At 60.0% G+C, this 20,253-nt stretch carries 19 protein-coding genes; 12 read left to right on the forward strand and 7 right to left on the reverse strand.

The features are described from left to right. Position 1: 1 nt before the first annotated feature. Positions 2-73, reverse strand: coding sequence for a pyrroloquinoline quinone precursor peptide PqqA (pqqA, locus tag PspS04_RS16450; protein ID WP_080725296.1), 72 nt, complete (start codon positions 71-73; stop codon positions 2-4). A 405-nt stretch (positions 74-478) separates the two neighbouring features. Between pqqA and PspS04_RS16455 the strand changes: the two genes are divergently transcribed. Next, positions 479-2,428, forward strand: a complete 1,950-nt coding sequence (locus PspS04_RS16455) for a sigma-54-dependent Fis family transcriptional regulator (protein ID WP_159996621.1) — start codon at positions 479-481, stop codon at positions 2,426-2,428. Positions 2,429-2,747: 319 nt separating this feature from the next. Here PspS04_RS16455 and aldA read toward each other — a convergent pair whose 3' ends face one another. Next, entirely contained in the window at positions 2,748-4,181 is a 1,434-nt protein-coding gene (gene aldA / locus PspS04_RS16460) for an aldehyde dehydrogenase (RefSeq protein WP_159996623.1), read from the reverse strand. A 77-nt stretch (positions 4,182-4,258) separates the two neighbouring features. Continuing rightward, on the reverse strand, positions 4,259-6,436 hold the full coding sequence (locus PspS04_RS16465; protein WP_159996625.1) for a PQQ-dependent dehydrogenase, methanol/ethanol family: 2,178 nt from the start codon (positions 6,434-6,436) through the stop codon (positions 4,259-4,261). A gap of 254 nt (positions 6,437-6,690) precedes the next feature. Between PspS04_RS16465 and PspS04_RS16470 the strand changes: the two genes are divergently transcribed. Further along, complete coding sequence (locus PspS04_RS16470) at positions 6,691-7,041, forward strand: LysR family transcriptional regulator substrate-binding protein (protein WP_257792328.1); 351 nt, start codon at positions 6,691-6,693, stop codon at positions 7,039-7,041. A 165-nt stretch (positions 7,042-7,206) separates the two neighbouring features. Here the strand turns inward: PspS04_RS16470 and PspS04_RS16475 are convergent, their stop codons facing one another. Further along, on the reverse strand, positions 7,207-8,658 hold the full coding sequence (locus PspS04_RS16475; protein ID WP_202982091.1) for a DUF1254 domain-containing protein: 1,452 nt from the start codon (positions 8,656-8,658) through the stop codon (positions 7,207-7,209). Positions 8,659-9,103: 445 nt separating this feature from the next. Here PspS04_RS16475 and PspS04_RS16480 point away from each other — a divergent pair, with 445 nt between their 5' ends. The 4 genes from PspS04_RS16480 to PspS04_RS16495 all read left to right on the forward strand — a co-directional run bounded on the left by PspS04_RS16480 (position 9,104) and on the right by PspS04_RS16495 (position 11,936). Then, positions 9,104-9,880 (forward strand): helix-turn-helix domain-containing protein, encoded by a 777-nt coding sequence (locus tag PspS04_RS16480; protein WP_159996631.1) that lies wholly within the window; start codon positions 9,104-9,106, stop codon positions 9,878-9,880. Positions 9,881-9,984: 104 nt separating this feature from the next. Next, on the forward strand, positions 9,985-10,923 hold the full coding sequence (yddG, locus tag PspS04_RS16485) for an aromatic amino acid exporter YddG (RefSeq protein ID WP_159996633.1): 939 nt from the start codon (positions 9,985-9,987) through the stop codon (positions 10,921-10,923). 448 nt (positions 10,924-11,371) lie between these two features. Next, positions 11,372-11,707: a hypothetical protein gene (locus tag PspS04_RS16490; protein WP_159996635.1), complete on the forward strand. Its 336-nt coding sequence runs from the start codon at positions 11,372-11,374 to the stop codon at positions 11,705-11,707. Between the two features lie 10 nt (positions 11,708-11,717). After that, positions 11,718-11,936: a DUF6630 family protein gene (locus PspS04_RS16495; protein ID WP_159996637.1), complete on the forward strand. Its 219-nt coding sequence runs from the start codon at positions 11,718-11,720 to the stop codon at positions 11,934-11,936. Between the two features lie 45 nt (positions 11,937-11,981). Here PspS04_RS16495 and PspS04_RS16500 read toward each other — a convergent pair whose 3' ends face one another. Then, positions 11,982-13,304 (reverse strand): aminotransferase-like domain-containing protein, encoded by a 1,323-nt coding sequence (locus PspS04_RS16500; RefSeq protein ID WP_159996639.1) that lies wholly within the window; start codon positions 13,302-13,304, stop codon positions 11,982-11,984. Between the two features lie 128 nt (positions 13,305-13,432). On the opposite strand from PspS04_RS16500, the gene PspS04_RS16505 reads away from it, so the two are divergent. Both PspS04_RS16505 and PspS04_RS16510 read left to right on the forward strand, forming a co-directional pair. Beyond that, complete coding sequence (locus PspS04_RS16505; RefSeq protein ID WP_159996641.1) at positions 13,433-13,843, forward strand: VOC family protein; 411 nt, start codon at positions 13,433-13,435, stop codon at positions 13,841-13,843. After that, positions 13,837-14,466, forward strand: coding sequence for a LysE family translocator (locus PspS04_RS16510; protein ID WP_159996643.1), 630 nt, complete (start codon positions 13,837-13,839; stop codon positions 14,464-14,466). Before PspS04_RS16505 ends, PspS04_RS16510 begins: the two co-directional genes overlap by 7 nt. 19 nt (positions 14,467-14,485) lie before the next feature. Here PspS04_RS16510 and PspS04_RS16515 read toward each other — a convergent pair whose 3' ends face one another. Further along, complete coding sequence (locus tag PspS04_RS16515) at positions 14,486-14,932, reverse strand: GNAT family N-acetyltransferase (protein ID WP_159996645.1); 447 nt, start codon at positions 14,930-14,932, stop codon at positions 14,486-14,488. A gap of 182 nt (positions 14,933-15,114) precedes the next feature. On the opposite strand from PspS04_RS16515, the gene PspS04_RS16520 reads away from it, so the two are divergent. The 4 genes from PspS04_RS16520 to PspS04_RS16535 all read left to right on the forward strand — a co-directional run bounded on the left by PspS04_RS16520 (position 15,115) and on the right by PspS04_RS16535 (position 18,606). Continuing rightward, positions 15,115-16,593: a DUF1254 domain-containing protein gene (locus PspS04_RS16520; RefSeq protein WP_237234926.1), complete on the forward strand. Its 1,479-nt coding sequence runs from the start codon at positions 15,115-15,117 to the stop codon at positions 16,591-16,593. Positions 16,594-16,716: 123 nt separating this feature from the next. Beyond that, entirely contained in the window at positions 16,717-17,286 is a 570-nt protein-coding gene (locus PspS04_RS16525) for a DJ-1/PfpI family protein (RefSeq protein ID WP_159996647.1), read from the forward strand. A 173-nt stretch (positions 17,287-17,459) separates the two neighbouring features. Beyond that, positions 17,460-18,080, forward strand: coding sequence for a LysE family translocator (locus tag PspS04_RS16530; protein ID WP_159996649.1), 621 nt, complete (start codon positions 17,460-17,462; stop codon positions 18,078-18,080). 88 nt (positions 18,081-18,168) lie between these two features. Then, a complete protein-coding gene (locus PspS04_RS16535) occupies positions 18,169-18,606 on the forward strand; it encodes a GNAT family N-acetyltransferase (protein ID WP_202982077.1) in 438 nt (145 codons plus the stop codon). Positions 18,607-19,166: 560 nt separating this feature from the next. Here the strand turns inward: PspS04_RS16535 and PspS04_RS16540 are convergent. After that, positions 19,167-19,901, reverse strand: coding sequence for a substrate-binding periplasmic protein (locus PspS04_RS16540; protein ID WP_159996651.1), 735 nt, complete (start codon positions 19,899-19,901; stop codon positions 19,167-19,169). Between the last annotated feature and the right edge of the window lie 352 nt (positions 19,902-20,253).

A 20,253-nucleotide genomic window follows, 5' to 3' on the forward strand; every position in this document is an offset into this window, starting at 1 on the left:
ATCAGCGGTTGGCGAAGTACAGGGTGACTTCGAAACCAAGGCGCATATCGGTGAAGTTGGGTTTAGTCCACATGGGTAGATCCTCTTTTTATTGGCGCCGGCACATGCCGACAGGGCGAGTTAATCACCAGGCCCGCCCTCCCCGAATGATACTTTCGGAGGAGTTGCGGCCCTGATTTTGAAGCGGGCGCGCGACAGTTGCTCGCCCTCCCGCTACAGCTGTCGCATTTCTGCGACGACTACGAAAACCACCGCCGAGTCCGCTCATCAAGGGCGCGGCGCTCAAGCGCGGGCCCTGCAGCGGTGTGGCCCGACGCCGGCATGTACTATGCTGGGTGGCTAGTGTTCGACGGAAGGATGACTGCACGCACCGTCGTACAAGGCTATGGTTGCAACATTCGCCAGGCCTGCGGCCAAGGCCGACCACAACAACAAGATGCCGGTGCGCGACTCGCCACGCCGGCCACATGGAGCGCCCATGCCCCTGCATGCCGTGGAAACCAGCCCCAGCGAACTCGCTGCCTTCGTCAGCGATCACTTCCCCGAACGCAGCATCCGCCCGGACGGGCTGATCGCCCAGTCGTGGTACCGCAGCGTTACCCAGCACAACCTCAACCCGCGCGGGCGCTGCATCAAGAACATCCTCTCCGCCGAGGAAATTCGCCTGCACCAGGCCCAGCACGAGGAATACCTGAAGGTCGCCAGCCAGGGCGTCACCGGCCTGGCCAAGCGTGTGGTACAGGCCGGTTTCGCCGTGCTGCTCAGCGACGAACATGGCATTACCCTCGATGCGCGCCTGCCCAGCAAACGTGACCCCTACACCGAGTCCGGGCTGATCGTCGGCGCGCGCTGGGACGAATCGGTGGCCGGTACCAACGGCATCGGTACCACCTTGGCCGCAGCTCAGGCGATGACTATCCACCGCGAGGAACACTTCCTCACTTCGAACTTCCGCCTGAGCTGCTCGGTGTCGCCGATCTTCGACGCTCAAGGCCAGCTGCGCGGTTGCCTCAACGCTACCTGCCTGAACAGCGACGGGCCGAAGGAAGCGCAGTACCTGACTCTGCAACTGGTGATCATGTACGCGCGGCTGATCGAAAACGCGCACTTTCGCCAGAGCTACCGCGACGGCCTGACCCTGGCGATCAAGCCGCGCGACGACATCACTGATCTGGTCAACGAACAGTTGCTGGCCCTCGACGACCAGGGCCGGGTAATCGGTGCCAACCGCGCCGCCTTCGTCGCCCATGATCACACAGGGCATAGTCTGCTCGGCCGGCACATTGACAGCCTGCTGCCGGTCGGCGTGGATGAACTCCTCAGCCTCACCAGTGGCGGCGCCCGTGGCGTACTGCTGCGAACGCTGGACGAGCAGGCGCTGGTGGATGTCGGGCTTAGAATCCCGGCCGGTCGCCTGCCCCCCGCTCCGCCTGCAGCAAGCCGCAAGCATCTTCCGGTCGGCAACCACCCGGACCTCAACCAGCTCGGAGGTAGCGACGCGCAACTGCAGCAGGGCGTACGGCGCATTCGCAAGGTGATAGACAAGGGCATCCCGATCCTCATCACCGGCGAGACCGGCACTGGCAAGGAAGCCTTCGCACGCGCCATCCACCAGGCCAGCAGTCGTCGCGCCGGGCCGTTCGTGGCGCTGAACTGCGCGGCGATTCCGGAAACCCTGATCGAGAGCGAATTGTTCGGCTACCGCAGCGGTAGCTTCACCGGCGCCAACAAAAAGGGCATGAAGGGCAAGCTGGAACTGGCCAATGGCGGCACCCTGTTCCTTGATGAGATCGGCGATATGCCGGCGCATCTGCAGACCCGTCTGCTGCGCGTGCTGGCCGAGCGCGAGATTTCCCCACTTGGCGCCGAAGCGCCGGTGGAGCTGGATGTGCAGGTGGTATCGGCAACGCACCAGGACCTCGGCCAGATGATCCACGCCAAGCAGTTCCGCGAAGACTTGTTCTACCGTCTCAGCGGCATGACCCTGGCCCTGCCGGCTTTGCGCGAACGCAGCGATCGCAGCGAGCTGATCGATGCCCTGCTCGCCGCCCAGCCGGGCACCAGCAACCTGCGTCTGGATGCCCAAGCTCGTCAGCGCCTGCATACCTACTCCTGGCCGGGCAACATCCGCCAGCTGCTCAATGCCCTGCGCTACGCCGTTGCACTGGCCGAGGACGGTCGTATCGATATCGATTGCCTGCCTGCCGAACTGCATAACCTTGACCTCACCGATCTGAGTCCAGCTGCTGACAGCGTCGCCAGCCTGGCTGATCACTTGGGCGACGCCGAAGCGCGCCATCTGTACGCGGCGCTGCGTCAGCACCGCTGGAACATTAGCGCGGCCGCCGACTCGTTCGGCATTTCGCGCTCGACCCTGTACCGCAAGATGAAGAAGCACGGCATCGTCCAGCCCAACGAGCTGTTCTAGCCGGCCCTCCTTTGCTGATTCGCAGGGTGCGCCTTGCACACCGGGCAGGCCGCACCGAAAAATCCGCGCAGCCCCTCGGCGCGCGCGGCACAAGCCTACGATTCGAACCGCTCCTTTTGCCTGACGTCGCACACAACGTCAGGCAAAAGGAGCGGAGTCTGGCCGAAGCCTTTCTCCACTCTATTCACATGCCCTTTGGTTCCTGCCCGTACGCCACATGGATCATGAGTGAGTCCCCGCGGCAGACCGCGATGTATCCGTGCATCTCGGCTTCCTGCCCCACCTCCACTTAGGGCCGGCGCAGGCACGGCCCTTCCCTTCACGCCTGCATGTACACCACATGGGTATGAGTAAACTCGTACAACCCGTGCTTGCCATCCGCGCCGCCGATGCCAGATTTGCGCGTGCCGGCGTGGAAGCCCTGCATGGCCTCGAAGTTTTCGCGGTTGACGTAGGTTTCGCCGAAGTCGATCTCGCGACTGGCCTTGAGCGCCGCACCCAGGCTGCGGGTGTAGATCGATGAGGTCAGGCCGTACTCGCTGTCGTTGGCCAGGGCGATGGCCTCATCGAGATCATCGACAATCTGAATCGGCAGCACCGGACCGAAAATTTCCTTGCGCATGATCTCCATGTCCGCGCTGCAGCCAGCGAGCACGGTCGGCTGGTAGTGGAAGCCCTTGCCCTTGTCCGCAACACTGCCTCCGGTGATGACCTGGGCACCGTGGCCGATGGCGGTCTTGACCATCTGCGCGACCTTGTCCAGGCCGGCCTGGTTGATCAGCGGGCCCATGTCCAGGTCATTGTCCACCGACGGGTCGCCGTAACGCGTGGCGGCCATGGCCGCGGCGATCTTGTCGATGAACTGGTCAGCGACCTTGCGCTCGACGTAGACACGCTCGGCGCAGTTGCACACCTGTCCGGTGTTGATCACCCGCGACGCGGTGATGGCGGTCACGGCCAGCTCTAGGTCGGCATCTGCGAGGACGATGGCCGGTGCCTTGCCACCCAGTTCCAGGTTCAGCTTGGTGATGTTCGGCGCGGCAGCGGCCATGATCCGCGAGCCTGTGCCTACACTGCCGGTGAAGCTGATCAGGTCGATGCCGGCGTGGCTGGTCAGCACACTGCCGGCACCCGCACCGGTGCCGCTGACGACGTTGAATACACCCGGCGGCAGATCGGTTTCGGCCACCAGTTTGGCGAACTCGAAGCAGTTGATCGGAGTTTCTTCGCTCGGCTTGATGACGATGGTGTTGCCGGTGATCAGCGCTGGCGCCATCTTGCGGGCGATGAGGAAGAACGGGAAGTTCCACGGCAAGATGCCAGCAACCACGCCCAGCGGCTTGCGCAGCAGGAAGATGTGTTCGTTGACCCGGTCGCTGGTCAGCACTTCGCCTTCGAGACGGCGCGCCCACTCAGCCATGTAGTCGAGGTAATCAGCGGTGAAGTTGACTTCCACCAGCGCCAGCGCCGGCACTTTGCCCTGCTCGCGGGTGATGATGCGCGCCAGGCGCTCTGCGTTGTCTCGCACTTTTCTGGCGATCTGGCGCAGGTAGCCGGCACGCTCGATGGCCGGCTTGGCCGCCCAGCCGCGTTGCGCCTTGCGCGCAGCGGCGATGGCCCGCCCGACCTGCTCACCGCTGGCGTCCGGCACCCGGGCCAGCAGCGCGGCATCGGCCGGGTTGTACACCTCGATCAGGCTATCGCTGCCGACGAAGGTGTTGTCGATATAATTCTGGTAGGTAATCTCGCTCATGATCCGGTCTCGCTATTGCTGAAATTCGGGGAAATTCAGGTCAGACGAGCGCACCCCGCGGCGCGCCCGACTGACAATTACTGCGCGGTGAACTTGTCCCAGGCGCCACCTTCGGTCTTAAGGTCGTGGGCACGCTTGATCAGGTACTGATGGATCTGGTCGACCTCCTTGGCATCGAAGGCTTCGGCGAACGACGGCATGCCGTCCGGTACGCGACCGCCATACACGATGCCCAGGAACATCTGGTGCTTGTCGGTGGTGAGCTTGCGCAGATCCGGCAACACGCCGCCGCTGACCGCGTGGATGCCGTGGCATTGCGAGCAGTGGCCGTCGTATAGCTTGGCGCCGGCTTCCACAGTGGCCGCATCGGCAACCAGCGGTGGCGGTTCCGGGGTGTCCGCCGGTGGTGCCGGTTCCTGTAGCTTGGCGATGCCACCGAGCTTGTAGGTCAGCACCTGAGAAAACGGCTGCACGCCGGCGCGCAGGGACAGAGCCCCGGCGAAGGTGGAGAAGGCGCCGCCCCAGCCGGCCATGAAGGTCACGTATTGCTCACCGTCCACCGAGTAGGTTATCGGTGCGGCCATCACACCGCTGGCGGCCGGCTGCTCCCAGAGTTTCTTGCCGGTGTCGGCCGCGTAGGCGATCACCCGACCGTCGGAACTGCCCTCGAATACCAGGTTGCCAGCAGTGCTCAGGGTGCCTCCGTTGAAGATGGTCACGTACGGCACTTCCCAGGCCGGCTCCTGCTTCACCGGGTCCCAGGCAATCAGCTTGCCAGACCAGGTCTTGGCCATTTCCAGCAAGCCGTCCGGACCTTCGGGCATCATCCCGGTCTTCAGGCCGAGCTGGTACATGCTCTTGAATGGGTTGCGCTTGGGCGCATCCGGGATGTGCTCGTAGTAAGCGGACATGATGTGCGCGGGGATGTAAACCAGGCCAGTCTTCGGGTTATACGACATCGGGTGCCAGTCGTGAGCGCCCCAGAATGCCGGGGTCACCAGGTTGCGCTTGCCGTTCTTCCAGTAAGCGGCGTTTTCCTCGTCGACGATGGGCCGGCCGGTCTTCATGTCCATGCCCTTGGTCCAGTTCTGCGGGACGATGCCCTTGGCCGAGAGCAGCTCGCCGGTGGCGCGGTCGATGACGTAGAAGAAGCCGTTTTTCGGCGCCTGCATCAGCACCTTGCGCTGCTTACCCTTGATCTCCAGTTCGGCGAGGATCATGTGCTGGGTGGCAGTGAAGTCCCAGGCATCGCCCGGCGTGGTCTGGTAGTGCCAGACGTATTCACCGGTGTCGGCGTTGACTGCGACGATGGACGAAAGGAACAGGTTGTCGCCCTTGGCCTGGCTGCGCCATTTCGGGTCCCACAGCGAACCGTTGCCGACACCGATGTAGAGCAGGTTCAGCTCGGGGTCGAAGGCGAAAGAGTCCCAGGCGGTGCCGCCACCGCCCTGCTCAACGAAAGCGTCGCCGTACCAGGTCTTGGCGGCGATTTCCATGCCCTTGCCTTCTGGCGGCAGCTTGGGGTCGCCGGGTACGGTGAAGAAGCGCCAGGCCTGCTTGCCGCTCTCAGCGTCGTAGGCGGTGACGTAGCCACGCACGCCGAACTCGGCGCCGCCGTTGCCGATAATCACCTTGCCGTTTACCACGCGCGGTGCGCCGGTGATGGTGTAGCTGCGCTTGTGGTCGTTGCGCGTATCGACCGACCAGACCTTCTTGCCGGTTTTGGCGTCGATGGCTTCCAGGCGGCCGTCAAGCACGCCGACGTAAACCTTGCCGTTCCACACCGCGACGCCGCGGTTGACCGCGTCACAGCAGGCCTCGCCGGCCCGCGAGCGGTCCGACTGCGGGTCGTACTTCCAGATCTGTTTGCCATTGCGTGCATCCAGCGCATAGACCACCGAAAACGGCCCGGTGGTGTACATCACGCCGTCGACAACGATGGGCGTGGCCTCCACGCCGCGGTCGAGGTCGAGCTTGTAGCTCCAGGCCAGGCCCAACTGGCCGACGTTGCCGTCGTTGATCTTTTCCAACGGGCTGTAGCGTTGTTCGTCGTAAGTGCGCCCGTGGCTCATCCAGTTACCCGGTTCGTCGTCGGCAGCGATGATGCGCTTGCCATCGACATTGGCGGGCACGTCGGCAGCCCAGGCAGGGGTTACCAACACACCGAGCAACAGGGCGGTCAAAAGGGGTTTCAGCGGCACGCCTGCGAGGGTGAGCCGAGAGGCGACGTGCGAAGTCAGGCCAATCTGTGTCATGGGGGTCTCCCGATTCTTATTAGGTACCGGCGTCAGCGCGCTCCGGTATCAGGGATAGAGCAACCGCCATGCCAGCGCCTCAAAATCGGCCAGACACCAGCATTCATGGGGCCTGTATAGTTTTATTGGGGGGCAAATGGAGCACCTGTGCCTGCGACAGGTGTCGCACCAGGCGCGGCAGGTGTCGCGCGCATGAAGCAGGCAGGAGGGAATAACACGTTCAATAATGTGGCCGGTCAGGACCGTATCCGGGCATCGTCATGACAGTGCTCGAAGGCAGTGCTAACGACATCAGCCAGCGTCTGCAAAATCGCGAAATCGACGTGGCCTTGCTTGATACCCGCCGCGTCGAAACCACCTGGGACTCAGTACTGCTTGGCACCGATGCAATGGTGCTGTGCATGAACGGACAGCATCCGCTGGTCGGCCAACCCTTGCTCGAAGCGCACCAGTTACGGGACGAGGACATGCTGGTGTTTGATAAGACCTTTCTGCAACGTCATCTGCTCGATGCGTACTGTGGCGCCGACGGCGTGAAAGCTGACGCGTCAATGGATACTTGCCTTCGGCGAATCAGCGGTTTATCGAGTGCGCCCCGCAATTGAAGTTCGGTTCAGATGTTATCCGCCCTTTTCGACTGTCAGCTTCGGGTCGAATTTAGCCAGTCTCGACAGGCAGAAAGCGGCCAATAGCAGCCCTTCTGATCGGTTGCTATTGGCAAAAAAGGTAGCCTTGGCCGACACCGACCTACGTGTCAGCAATGGGTCGCACTACTTCGATACCACCAGCGCCGGAGGCTGCCAGCTGCCTTTGCCAGCGGGAAGAATCGAAGGGGGTGCGGTCTTCGGCCAATAGAGGCGCATTACCAGAAAGACGGTGTCGTCAGGCGCGGGCAACCAGTTTGCCTCCTTAGCCTTGCCAGGGGAGTCTTTCTGGATGTACAGCGTCAGTGAGCCATCCGTGTTTTTCTTCATCGCCGACAGCATCGGCGAATTGATCAGGTAACGGTTGAGCGGATTCTTGACCAGCAGTTGGCTCTTGCCGTCGTACATGGTCACTGACCAGAAGGCATTGACTGGCGGCAGTTTGCCGGCCGGGAAAGTCAGCGTGTACTTGCGCTTGCTAGTATCCAGCGTCTGGCCGGTGCCGTCGGTGCGCGTGTTGGGATACATCGCCTCGACGGCGTCGTTGCCGTAGAGGCCGCCTTTCGCGGCACCAGCACGCTTCAGCCAGTCGGCCTTGTAGAACGCTTGGTCGCCGAAGTACGCGCCTACGTTCCAGCCGTTGATTATCTTCGTGCCGCTCGCGAGGAACTTGTCGACCTTCTCGTCACCGGCCTTCATCCCGAGCAGGACCACAGCCTTGTGCTCGAGCGAGAGGTCCTTGAATTCGAAGGTGCGACCTGGTCCCACACCAATGCTCGCCAGCTTGGCCCGGATTTCCTGGTCGTCAACCGATGGCGGCACATACTCCATCGCGGCCGACAGGTACTCGAAGAAGTTGGCCTTGATGCCTTCCGTCGTAGCCGGTACGAAATCAATCTTCGGCGCAGTGGGTGGCGCGGGTTGATGGAGGAAGGCGGAGAGCGGCTGGACCTTGTAGCCCGCTTGCACCTTCTCGACATTCGGCATGTCCTTGGCATTGTAGAGCTGAGTCCGAATGGCGCTCACGGCAAAGGGAGTGGTCGAGGTGAAGACTTTTTTGATGCCGGGAGGGGGCGCGCCTTTCCAATCGGGACCGACCACCATGTAGTCGCCCGCTTCGTTGCCAGTGGCACGGCTGCCGATGTAACCGTAGTTGTAAGTGTTGCCGTCGATCATCTGCACCGAGTAGTAACGCCGCTTGTCCACTGCCGGCACCGAGATAACCATCGGCTCCGCGCGCAGGTCCAGCCAGACAAACGAGTACGGGGTGTCGCTGTTCGGAGTGATGATGGCCGTGTCTTGGTAGGTGAAGACGCGAGGCTCGTTCTTGATCTGGTTGAACGGCGCCTTGTATTGCGGGCCGCCCTTGTCCACAGCATATTCGTGCATCACGGCGTAGTTCATCACCAGCGGCAAGCCGTAGATAAAGCCTTCCTCGGCGATCGCCTTAGTCTGCTCGAGACTGGGTGCGGGTACGCCCTTGGCCACATCGGCCTTGTCTGCCTGCGTGATCGGATCGTTCTTGCTCGCACACCCCGCAAATAACGTTGAACCCACGACGACGAGTGCCGCAGCCATTGTCCAGCCCGGGTTTGACTTCCTGTTCATTTTCACCTCGTTGGTTTAGTGCAAGCTGGCAAGGTTTTTACTGATCGACTGGCATGCCCCCATCCACACACCCAAGGAGTGTAGATCACAGTAAGCCAACATCCCCTTGCGAGCTAAAGGCGCACAGTCAGCAAACTACTGTTATGTGTCCGATATCATTAATGACGGCTGCCTGCGACTGCTATGAGTCAGTTTCTGCCTCTCACCACAGGCAGAAAACGGTCAAGAGCGGTCGTTTGGGGAGGCTAATGGGTGTCCCCTTTTCCGTCCCCTTTTCCAGTTAATCAAGCCGGAAAAACGACCGGGCAGTCATTGAAAACCGATGACCCGTCGCATCTCTCCTGAGCGCTCGCGGGAGTGGCACCGGGTTCTCTGACTCAGGCATGATGTGAACCTGAGCTAACGGAGAGGCGCTATGGGCAGTCACGACAACCCAGCGGTTTCACTGGCCTTTCGTTCGTATTCGGGCCAAGTCGAACTGCACGATCACGACTTTCATCAGCTCGTGCTGCCGCAGTCCGGCTCCATGGACATCGAAGTCGACGGTCGGGGCGGCAAGGTCGACTGGAGTCAGGGCGTGGTAATTCCTGCCGGTGCTCGCCATGCGTTTCTGGCGCAAAAGACCAATACCTTTCTGGTGCTCGACGTGCCGGCGACGACCTTCGGCGGGCCCAAGAATGTCGACCTGTCGATCAGACTCCTGGCCGACAAACGCTTTTTCCCGGTACGCCCGGAAATCCGCCATTTACTCGATTACGCGAGCCGCAGCGCGCCCCTGCTGACCAGTTCACCTCAGGTTGCGGAGTCCTGGAGTACTTTGCTGCTGTCTTCGCTGACGCTACCGCCCGGAATCATCCCTGAGCATGGTCAGTTCACCCTGGCACGGGCTCTCGCTTACATCGAAAGCCATCTGGACAGCCGGCTCAGCGCCATGGAGATTGCACGGGTGGCAGGTACCAGCGAGCGGCGACTCTACGTGCTGTTCGCTCGGCATTTGAAGAGCACGCCTTTTGCGCATATCGCCACCTTGCGCCTCAACTGTGCCATCGACTTGCTGTGTGAAACCGCGCTGTCGATCACCGAGATCGCCCACCGCGTCGGTTATGCCGATCAAAGCGCACTCACCCACGCCCTGAAAAAGAACCGCGACCTGACCCCGGCCGCGGTGCGCCGAAGTTCGCGGGTAAGGTGAATCCGGCAGGCCTGAACAAATCTTCAGCAGTGCTCATCAATACCCGCCCGGCCGGACCTTTCTATCATTGCCCCACTGACAAGGATAAATCAGACGGGGCGTAGATGACCGAAGCGACGCACACTGCCAAAACACAGGTGTCTGTCAGAGCCGCAGCCTCGGCCACCGCCATCGGCGTGATCGCGGTGTTGCTGTGGTCATGCCTGGCGTTGCTGACCAGCCTCACCGAAGGCATTCCACCCTTCCAACTGCTGACCCTGAGTTTTGCCGTCGCGTTTGTGGCGAGCCTGTGCATCCTCGGCCGCAACGGCATGGCGGGGTTTCGCAGTTGGCGTCAGCCCTGGTCGGTATGGGCGGTCGGTTTTCTCGGGATATTCGCCTACCACGCGCTGTATTTTTTCGCCCTCAAGGCTGCCCCGGCTACCGAGGCGAGCCTGATCGCCTACCTGTGGCCATTGTTGATTGTGCTGCTCTCGGCCTTCAGCGCGGGGGAACGGCTGCGCAAACGCCAATTGCTCGGCGCGTTGCTGGGGTTGGCCGGTACGGCGTTCATCATGCAACAGCGCGCCTCGGGTGAAGCCGCCGCCATGCCGGTAGCCGGCTACCTGGCCGCCTTCGCCTGCGCGCTGGTCTGGTCGTCCTATTCGGTGATCAACCGCCGCTTCAGCGACGTGCCAAGCAGCATCATTGGTGGTATCTGTGGCCTCGTCGCAGTGGCCGGCCTGGTCTGCCATCTGGCGTTTGAAACCGCGGTCATTCCAAGCACCGGGCAATGGGCGGCCATCGTCGGTCTTGGTCTGGGGCCGGTGGGCCTGGCGTTTTTCGCCTGGGACCACGCCACCAAGCACGGCAGCCTGGCGATGCTCGGCGCTCTCTCCTATCTGGCCCCTCTGATCTCGACCCTGCTGCTGGTGGCCATAGGGCAAAGCCATGCCAGCCCGATCCTGATTATTCCCGCACTGCTGATTATCGTCGGCGCCGGTATCGCCACCTCGCGAACAGGCCAGCCCAACGCCGACATCACTGTTGTAAAGGAGCTGTGAGATGGACCTGATTGCCTCTGAAGGCGCCATAAGAATTCAACGCGACCTGCCACGGTTCAGCGTGGCGCCCACTCGATAACCGTCCCATCATGCTGTGTGATCCCCCGCCGGCCAATGAAGCAATTTTGCCGCAGGCCAGAAAGGGGAGCTACTTTTTCAACAGAGTCGGCCGTTCTCTGCCTGTCACCACCGGCAGCTTTGGCTCGATTTCCGCCAGTTGCGCCAAGCAGAAAACGGCCAACAGCGGACTCTCACAATCGACTTTTCCAAGCCCACTGCGAGCAATTGAAGCGGGTCTGCCAGTACGCCCCCCATACAACCTCTTGGTGGAACACACAGCTCCGCCCTTCTTCGCCCCTCAGGCCCAATGATAGAATTTTCTTTTGAAAAAGGAGTTTCATCTGTGGACGCTGGAAAAAAGAGTTGCCCTTACTGCGCGGAAGCCATCATGGCTGAAGCCATTTTGTGCAAACACTGCCGATCCGACCTAAGGCAGAAAACACCAACCCCGCCCTGGGGGCCGCTATCATCAGTAACGAGAATGGGCCCGGCCAGCAAGGTCCTCGTCGGCAGCGTTATCGCCATCGCCTTGTATTTGGCTTTCGGTTTTGTTGTCAGTAACAGCTCGCAGGACAAGGAAATAATCCAGGCCCGAGAGGCCAGCGAACTATGCCGTCAGCAAGTAGACAGCTACTCTGGCCCGGAAGTCGGCAAAACCATTATTGAAGAAACCTGTCGAAAGCTTGAAGACGAATTGCGCAAGGGTTTTGGCCACGCGCCATAGGCGAGGCCGATTGAAAGAACCCTACGCTTATGTGAGGGAAGACGCGGCTTCGATGCCAGAAGTGCTCGACAAGCTTGATCAGTGGCTAGCTCAGTTCGGCAAACGTTATCTTCACCTGGACTGCACAGGTGACAATTACGAAGGTGTGATAGTTGACACTGAGCGGCTGGAAGAAGTTATCGAGTTGGCTGGACGAGCTGGAATCAAAGCCAGTTTTGAGAGCTTCTAGCGCTGCAATAGAGAGCCCGGCGCAGGTCAGTCGCGAGAACTCAAACTAATAGCCGCAGGCGACTCTGACTTTTTCCAGGGCGAGTTCAAGCGTTGCAACAGGCACCGATCCCAGCGCCACGCGCAGCGCATTAGGCGCATGGGAGGCCGCAGAAAACGGCTCTGCTGTCGTCACCAGGATGTTGTCGCGGCGCAATGCGGCAGCAATGCTCTCGGCCCGCATGTCTTCGGGCAACGGCAGCCACAGGAAGTAGGCGTTTGGATGGGCGAGCAGGTTGATGCCGGCGAAAATGCGGCGGGCCAGTCGTTGCCTATGCGCGGCGTCTTTGCGCTTCAATTGTTCCAGGTCATCCACCACACCTTCTTCGATCCAGCGACACGCCAGTTCGACGGTGAGCGATGGCGAACTCCAGGTGGAGGCTCGCACGGCTTGCTCGAGCGCTGGGATCAGCGATACAGGCGCTGCGATGAAGCCGATACGCAAGCCCGAGGCGACGCTTTTGGAAAGGCCGGAAACGTAGATCGTGCGATTCGGTGCGAGCATGAACAACGGCTTCGGCGCCGGCTCGGCTAGAAACGCATAGGCGCCGTCCTCGATCAAAGCAAAATCGTGTTCCTCGGCCAGCGCTACCAAGCGTTTGCGGTCGGCGGCCGGCATGATCGATCCCAGGGGATTGTGCAGGGTCGGCATCGCATAAAACGCGCGCACAGGACGCCGCTTGCAACTTGCCGCGAGCGCGTCGAGATTGGTCTTGCCATCAGCCAACGGTATAGGCAGAAGTTCAATGCGATGGGCGACGGCCAGCGCTTTGATGCCCGGGTAGGTGAGCGCGTCGACCGCGAGTACATCGCCCGGTTTGAGTAGCGCCATCATCGCGAGCGCCAGCCCTTGCTGCGCGCCATTGACGATCAACACTTGTGATCCGGGGACGCGTATCCCTCGATTGCGCAGGTGTTTCGCCGCGATTTCTCGTTCATGCGCACGCCCACCATGGGGGGCGTTGCGCAACAAGGCGTCCAGATCGCCCGACAATGCGAGGCTGCGCAGTGCCTGCCTCAGCAACTCGGCTTGTCCGGGAACCGCTGGACTATTGAAGGCCAGGTCAATTATTCCAGCGTCGGATGCCGGTTGCAGACCAAGGTCGCGTGGCACAGAGGTGTCGCGCACGAAGGTGCCACGGCCCATTTCACCCACCACCAGGCCCATCGATTCCAACGTGCGGTAGACCCGCGCGGCTGTCGCAAGCGCAATCCCATGTTCGCCCATCAAGCTGCGTACCGTCGGCAGTTGGGTTCCAGGGCGCAAACGTCCGCTGCGAATATTTTCCGCTAGCTGGTCAGCAATGGTTTTGTAGCGCGGCATCGTCATTCAATGTACCTAGAACAATTCTTTGTGTGTATCAGGTGCCGAGCGTAGGCTCCACTACCACACAAAACAAGGAGGCGAGTTCGGCACGCAGGACACAACCGTTCCAGTGGCGTCGAATCGATTGAGAGATGTTCAGTCACGTTACTGTGGGATGCACCGACCTCGAAACAGCTGCGGCTTTTTATGACGCCGTGCTTGCGCCACTCGGGCTGATCCGCCGCGCGGTGACCCCGGATGGAGGCCCCGCCTCGGCTTGCTGGGTGCATCCGACGCGCACACTGCCGAGGTTCTATGTCTATTTGCCGCGTGATGGCCTTGCGGCCACGGCGGGCAATGGCAGCATGCTCGCGTTTCATGCCGAGACGCCTGACAGGGTACGCGCGGCGTACACCGCGGGGATTCTCCAGGGCGGTACTGATGAAGGTACTCCGGGTGAGCGGCCCTGGTATGGCGAGGGCTACTACGGTGCCTACCTGCGCGACCCTGATGGCAACAAGCTGCACATCGTCTATCGCGGCGATCTGGAGCACACATGGTAGAGCCATCGACGCTGCTGCTGTTCGCGGGGGCGGTGTTGCTGTTGCTGATGTCTCCCGGCCCCAACATGGCCTTCGTGATTGCGCACGGCGCGAGCTACGGCTGGCGTGGCGGCGTCGTTGCTGCATTGGGAATAGGCGCAGCTGACCTGGTATTGACCGCGCTCACCGCAGCCGGTCTCACGGCCGCAATAGCACAGTGGCCACCGTCGTTCGACCTGATCCGCTGGGCCGGCGCGCTCTATCTGCTCTGGATGGCCTGGAAGGCCATACGGGCGCATGCCGGCCTGCCACCACACTCCGCTATCCAGGCCTCGCTGACGTCGGTGTTCATCCGGGCGCTGCTGAACTCTTTGCTCAACCCGAAAGCGCTGCTGTTCTTCATGGTGTTTTTGCCGCAGTTCGTTGTTCAGGGCAGCTCTACGGTGGCACAGCAAATCGTGGTACTGGGGCTGGTGTTGACCCTGGTCGCGAGCGTTTTCCACATCGCGCTGGGCCTGGTCGGGGGAGTCATCCGCGGTTACGTGTCCGACAAGAGCCAGTCCGCGAAGTGGCAGTCGCGGGGCCTGGCATTGGTATTGGTGTTGCTTGCGGCTCGCCTGGTGTTTACCTCGCGGCCGGCATGAATCTGGCCGACAGGCTTGTTCAAGTGTCGCCTAGCGGCATGATGTGAGTGGCATGGACATCCTCTGTTCGCACGAAACCGCAGTGCAGGTAAAACGCGTCTCCTGAGGGCGTATCGGTGCTCAGACGCACGCTCTGAAAGCGCAGAGCGGCATGTGCGACCAGCGCTTTTACTAGCCTTTGACCGACGTGGTGCCCCCTTGAAGATGCTGCGACGTAAACCCGTCGCAGCCTTGCCGTATTGGTCTGGCCATAGGGATCAACTGAAAGGCCGCCGATGCCTATCAGTTGCTGGTCGAAATACGCCGCCATGAGACATTCCCCGGGTGCATCGAAGCGATTTGCCCCGCAGTGCCATTCGCCAATCAGCCGAGTAAGAAATCTGAAACCCTCTCCAACGGCCTCTTTTTCCAAGGCCAGGATCTGTGGCGGCAGGTGCGTGATGTGGTGAATCTCGACTGGTTTCATGCATCGTCCTTGATTCGGGGTTAAAGGGTTTCGGCTGATCTACACTCCCTGGGCGGCTGAGTTGGCGCTTTACCGCCGGATTTACTTAGTCGGGAGACAATCCTGGGTTTCAGTTGGGCTGCGATCTGGATGGGAGCCTGAACACTCACGGCAATTGCTTGCTCAACACTGACGAGGTGCAAATGAACAGGAAGTTTAACCGGGGCTGGACAATGGCGGCGGCTGTCGTCGTGGGTTCAACGCTTTTTGCAGGGTGTGCGAGCAAGACCGATCCGATCACGCAGGCAGACCAGGCCGATGTGGCCAAGGGCGTACCCGCACCCAGTCTGGAGCAGACCAAGGCGATCGCCGAGGAAGGTTTTATCTATGGCTTGCCGCTGGTCATGAACTACGCCGTGATGAACGAGTTCGCGGTGGACTCACAGTCCAGCCAGTTCAAGGCGCCCTTCAATCAACTGCGCAATGAGCATCGGGTTTCTACTCCCGCCGATACGGCTGTCATTACGCCAAACAGCGACACTCCGTACTCGATTCTCTGGGCCGACCTGCGCGCAGAGCCGCTGGTGATCACCGTGCCGGCGGTGCCCAAAAAACGCTACTACTCGGTCCAGTTGATCGACGGCAACACCTATAACTACGGCTACATCGGGAGCCGGGCAACGGCCGGCGCACCCGGGAGCTATCTGATCGCAGGCCCCGACTGGAAGGGTGCGCTGCCCCCTGGCATTCACAAGGTGTTCAACTCCACGACGCCCTTCGCGCTGACGCTGATCCGCACCCAGCTGTTCAATCCGGCCGACATGCCGAATGTCGAGAAGCTGCAGGCGAGTTACAAGATCCAGCCGCTGTCTGCCTTCCTCCATCAACCCGCGCCGCCCGCTGCGCCGAAGATTGATTTCGTGCCGGCGACGACAGAGGGCATCAAGGCCAACTTCTTCGAGTACCTGTCGGCCGCGTTGGAGTATGTGCCGCCATCGGCCTACGACAAGGAGATCCGTGCCAGGCTGGCCAGCATCGGCGTAGGTCCGGGCCGGAGCTTCGAGTTCAAGGACCTCTCGCTCGAACACAAGGCCGTGGTCTTGCTGGGGATGAAGGCCGGCGACGAGAAGGTCGACAAGTTTCTCTCCAGTGGTATGAAAAACATCAACGGCTGGAACATCGGCGCGTTCTTCGGCGACCAGGCGTTCTACAAAGACAACTGGCTGATGCGGGCTGGCGCTGCGAAGGGCGGTATCTACGGTAACAACGCCGTCGAAGCCATGTACCCCTTCACACGTACTGACGGCAACGGCCAGACGTTGAATACCGGCAAACACAACTACACGCTCACCTTCCCTGCCGGCAAACTGCCTCCCGTCAATGCGTTCTGGTCGGTGACCATGTACGACGGCAAGAGCCAGCTGCTGATCAACAATCCGCTCGACCGCTACCTGATCAACTCGCCGATGCTGTCGGCCATGAAGAAGAATGCCGATGGTTCGCTGACGCTGTACATCCAGAAGGATTCGCCGGGCACGTCCAAGGAGTCCAATTGGTTGCCCGCGCCTGACGACACGGCCTATCTGGTGCTGCGCCTGTATTGGCCGAAAGCCACGCCACCTTCGATTCTTCCAGCGGGTTCCGGCACTTGGTCACCCCCAGGTATCACCCAGGCGAAGTGAAAGCTGCAGCATCGTAGTGACCTTACTGCACGGGTCACTACGACAGCCCGCCCCCCCATTGCCGCCCTTGATGTCTGTTTACTTGCACCTTAGATTACTGGCATTCATGGAGGAGTCTGGCTGATGGCACGCGTAAGTTTGATACTGACACCCGGTTTTGCAGACTGGGAATATGCATTCATTGCAGGAACTGGGTCGCCGTTCTACGGGATCGACGTCAGGTTTTTCGCGCCTGCTGTGGGGCAGTTCCACTCACAGGGCGGATTGGCTGTCACCGTCGAGAGCAGTTTGCAGCACTGCCTGGATTGGCAACCGGATGTTGTGGTGGTCATTGGAGGAACTGTCTGGGAAGGTGCGTTGGCGCCGGACATTTCAGGCTTTCTTCAAACCAGTCGCTCACGAGGAGCGAGCATTGCCGGTATCTGTGGGGGAACGCTGGCGCTTGCCAGAGCCGGGCTTCTCGACACAGTGCCGCATACCTCGAACAGCCCTGCCTTCCTGCAAGACAATGCTCAAGGTTACGCGGGACACTCGTTTTATCGAAGCAGTCCGGTCGCGGTAGTTGCAGACCGCATCATTACAGCGCCCGGCCCGGCCCCCGTCAGCTTCACCTGCGCGGTGTTCGAGGCTGCCGGGCTGTCTGCAGAGACCATTGCACAGTTCAGGGCAATGTTGGCCGCGGAACATCGGTGAGATACCGCACCTACACAGACAACTGTGGGAGCGAGCCTGCTCGCGATGAACTGAAGAACAACGCGTTGATTCAGACAATACGCGTCATCGATGACGTTCATCGCAAGCAAACGGAGCCCCACCCGGCGGCTCCTACAGAGTGAACCAACCCCCGACTACGGACGCAATCGCCTATGGACCTCGCCACCCTCACCCTGTTCCTCCCCGCCTGCTTCGCCTTGAACATGGCGCCGGGGCCGAACAATCTGTTGTCGGTCAGCAACGCTACCCGCTATGGCTACCGCACCTCGTGCCTGGCCGGGATCGGGCGGCTACTGGCATTCGCCGGCATGATCGCCCTCGCCTCCGCCGGCCTGGCGGTGGTGCTGCAGACGTCGGAGTGGCTGTTCTACGGGATCAAAATCGTCGGTGCGGCTTACCTGCTGTACCTCGCCTGGCAACTGTGGACCGCCGATCCCCAGGTCGAAACCGCAACCAAACGCCCTGAGGCGGGGTTGCTGGCGCTGGCCCGGCAAGAGTTTTTGGTGGCAGCCGGCAACCCCAAAGCGATCCTGATATTCACCGCCTTCCTGCCGCAGTTCGTCGACCCCAGCCAGGCGGTGACCCCGCAGTTTGCCTTGCTGGGCGCGCTGTTCCTGGCCCTGGAGTGGGTTGCCATCGCCTCATACGCCTACATGGGGCTGCACATGCGCCGCTGGTTCAGCCAGCCCGGTGGCAAACGGGTTTTCAATCGGTGCTGCGCCGGGCTGTTGGCGGCGGCGGCAAGTGTGCTGATGATGGCGCGTAGGGCCTGAGCCTCGGGCATGCCTGAGCGCTTGAGCAAACGGCTGCGGAGTCTCGACATCCGCTTTTTCCCATACGTTGAGTGATCGGAGCAATAAAGTGGAAATCAAGATTGATATATTGGATTCTCCCACCGAAAAGGATCAGGGAGTTCTGAATAATAGGTTTTCAGAATACCTTCGAATTCAATATCCAAATCTACCGCCAGAATCTGAAGATAAAAAATTCATGGTGGTTGCGCACGATGAAGTAGGCGACTACATCGGCGCAATAAGCTGTAATTGTTACTGGGATGGCTTGGAAATTGATACCTTCTGGGTGAAGGAATCTCATCGCGGTAGAAAAGTCGGTTCCATGCTATTGGAAAAAGCAGAGACGTTTGGCGCCAACAATGGGGCAGTAGTCGCATTCTTGAAAACCGTTGATGCTAAACAGTTCTATGAGCGGCATGGGTATGAGCTTTATGGCGTTCTTGAGGATCGGCCAATCGGGACTAACCTGTACCATTTAAAGAAACGGTTAGTAAAACACGCATAACAACTGCTTCAAACCTTTCGCTTCACTCACTGGAAAGGGACAAAGACTGGCCTTTAACCCAATGCTGGTCAGCGTCCGCATTGGGTCGAAGCTTGCCTTCCCTGCAAGTTCCACTCTTGGCTGCTGTGAAATCAAGCCAGGCTTGAGCAACCCCAGCGATGGCCAATATAAACTAAGGTGACGGGCAGCTTCCGGCCAATAGCGGTCACTCAGGTAAACACGAATTCGCACCTTGAGCCGGGTAGCTCGCAGATCCTCATGTTGTAGAACAATACACCTAAGAATGTGATCGCCAGAGCCCACCGAGCTTGTCGACAATGACCAGAGCCACCCACTCTGCGTTTTCGCAGGCTATGGTTTGAAGTTGATATTGAAGTACCAACAGGCCAATTTAAAAGGCTTTTTTTGGCGCTGGACGTCGATACACGGAGCAATAAACATCTAGATTTCTGCATCCTCCAGCCTTTCTGGTGAAATGCGCGACCGGTTAAATCAGTTCAGATCAGTCGTTTCCTTTGTGCCTGCTTTCTTCTCGGTAGGATAGATCTCGTACCGCCCGATCAATCCGCATATAGACTCAATATGTCGTCATATTTGCCGCTCTGTTTGATCTGGTCGAGGGCCCGTTGCCATCGAGCCACTTCCGAACCAGGTGTGCTTTTGGACAGTGCTATGTATCCATCGGAGGTGAGGATCGTCACCGGCGTTAGACGCAATGCAGAGGCAGAGACCTTGGCTTCGGCCAGCTTATGTTGTAAGCCCCATATCGATGAAGCTACAAGCAGCACTCTGCCCGCTTGCAGCATTTTGAAGCAACCCGAATAGCTATTGCTACGGATGATGGCAGTAAAACCTTGGCTCACAAGGGCAGCATCATCCACGTTGTGGTTCAGCACACAGACGGGTAAATGGCGAGCATCAGATAGCGTATTGATTCCGGTTGGATGTTCGGCGCTTTCATATAGCCGATCCGTTTCGCTGGAAATCGGCCCTACCCAATTGACGGTCGATTCCCTGTCCGCCGTTCGGCTTACATTGAAAAAGGCAATGCCTTCGTTTTGTTGTACCAGCGCCAGGCCTCGAGCCAGTGGCACTTCGGTAATCTCCATAGGCTCGCCGAGCTCTGACAACAACGCTCGTACCAGCTCTAGGTAGAAGGCGCGCTTCCCACTATGTGGCACGCCGCGCAGGCTCCCGCTCGTACGGGACACCTCAAGGCCGGTACTGTGCGTCAATACCTGCCACTCATCGGCCAGGACATGGGATGAGCTGAAAGCCAGAATCGCGGCCAACATCCTCCTTTTCATACATCCCACTCGGGCTGCTCCTGTTCATCCTTCGAGTCACTATAAACGCGTCACCAGATGATTAAAGTCGACAGTGAGCATCGACAACTCGCCCTACGGTCATCGATTGGTGCCAGCGTTTTCAGGCACTCAGATTGGGCCTCCGATTCCCATCGAACGGCGACAGAATGCCAATGTTTTCTAACGGGTGCCATCTGAAGCCTCGTCTAATCTCGTCAGCAAGTGCAAACGGTCGGAGGGTATTTATTCAAAGAAATAGATTGTGCTTGAGCACGCGAGGACAAATTCGAGCCACCTTCAGAGGTTGGGTTAGCCAGTTGGAAAGCATCATCCTTGAAGT

Source organism: Pseudomonas sp. S04, assembly GCF_009834545.1.
GTDB lineage: Bacteria > Pseudomonadota > Gammaproteobacteria > Pseudomonadales > Pseudomonadaceae > Aquipseudomonas.

Coding starts and splice junctions, on each gene's coding strand:
- PspS04_RS16455 (WP_159996621.1), top strand. CDS start 479: ATGCCCCTGCATGCCGTGGAAACCAGCCCCAGCGAACTCGCTGCCTTC.
- aldA (WP_159996623.1), bottom strand. CDS start 4,181: ATGAGCGAGATTACCTACCAGAATTATATCGACAACACCTTCGTCGGC.
- PspS04_RS16465 (WP_159996625.1), bottom strand. CDS start 6,436: ATGACACAGATTGGCCTGACTTCGCACGTCGCCTCTCGGCTCACCCTC.
- PspS04_RS16475 (WP_202982091.1), bottom strand. CDS start 8,658: ATGGCTGCGGCACTCGTCGTCGTGGGTTCAACGTTATTTGCGGGGTGT.
- PspS04_RS16480 (WP_159996631.1), top strand. CDS start 9,104: ATGGGCAGTCACGACAACCCAGCGGTTTCACTGGCCTTTCGTTCGTAT.
- yddG (WP_159996633.1), top strand. CDS start 9,985: ATGACCGAAGCGACGCACACTGCCAAAACACAGGTGTCTGTCAGAGCC.
- PspS04_RS16490 (WP_159996635.1), top strand. CDS start 11,372: ATGGCTGAAGCCATTTTGTGCAAACACTGCCGATCCGACCTAAGGCAG.
- PspS04_RS16500 (WP_159996639.1), bottom strand. CDS start 13,304: ATGACGATGCCGCGCTACAAAACCATTGCTGACCAGCTAGCGGAAAAT.
- PspS04_RS16505 (WP_159996641.1), top strand. CDS start 13,433: ATGTTCAGTCACGTTACTGTGGGATGCACCGACCTCGAAACAGCTGCG.
- PspS04_RS16510 (WP_159996643.1), top strand. CDS start 13,837: ATGGTAGAGCCATCGACGCTGCTGCTGTTCGCGGGGGCGGTGTTGCTG.
- PspS04_RS16515 (WP_159996645.1), bottom strand. CDS start 14,932: ATGAAACCAGTCGAGATTCACCACATCACGCACCTGCCGCCACAGATC.
- PspS04_RS16520 (WP_237234926.1), top strand. CDS start 15,115: ATGAACAGGAAGTTTAACCGGGGCTGGACAATGGCGGCGGCTGTCGTC.
- PspS04_RS16525 (WP_159996647.1), top strand. CDS start 16,717: ATGGCACGCGTAAGTTTGATACTGACACCCGGTTTTGCAGACTGGGAA.
- PspS04_RS16530 (WP_159996649.1), top strand. CDS start 17,460: ATGGACCTCGCCACCCTCACCCTGTTCCTCCCCGCCTGCTTCGCCTTG.
- PspS04_RS16540 (WP_159996651.1), bottom strand. CDS start 19,901: ATGTTGGCCGCGATTCTGGCTTTCAGCTCATCCCATGTCCTGGCCGAT.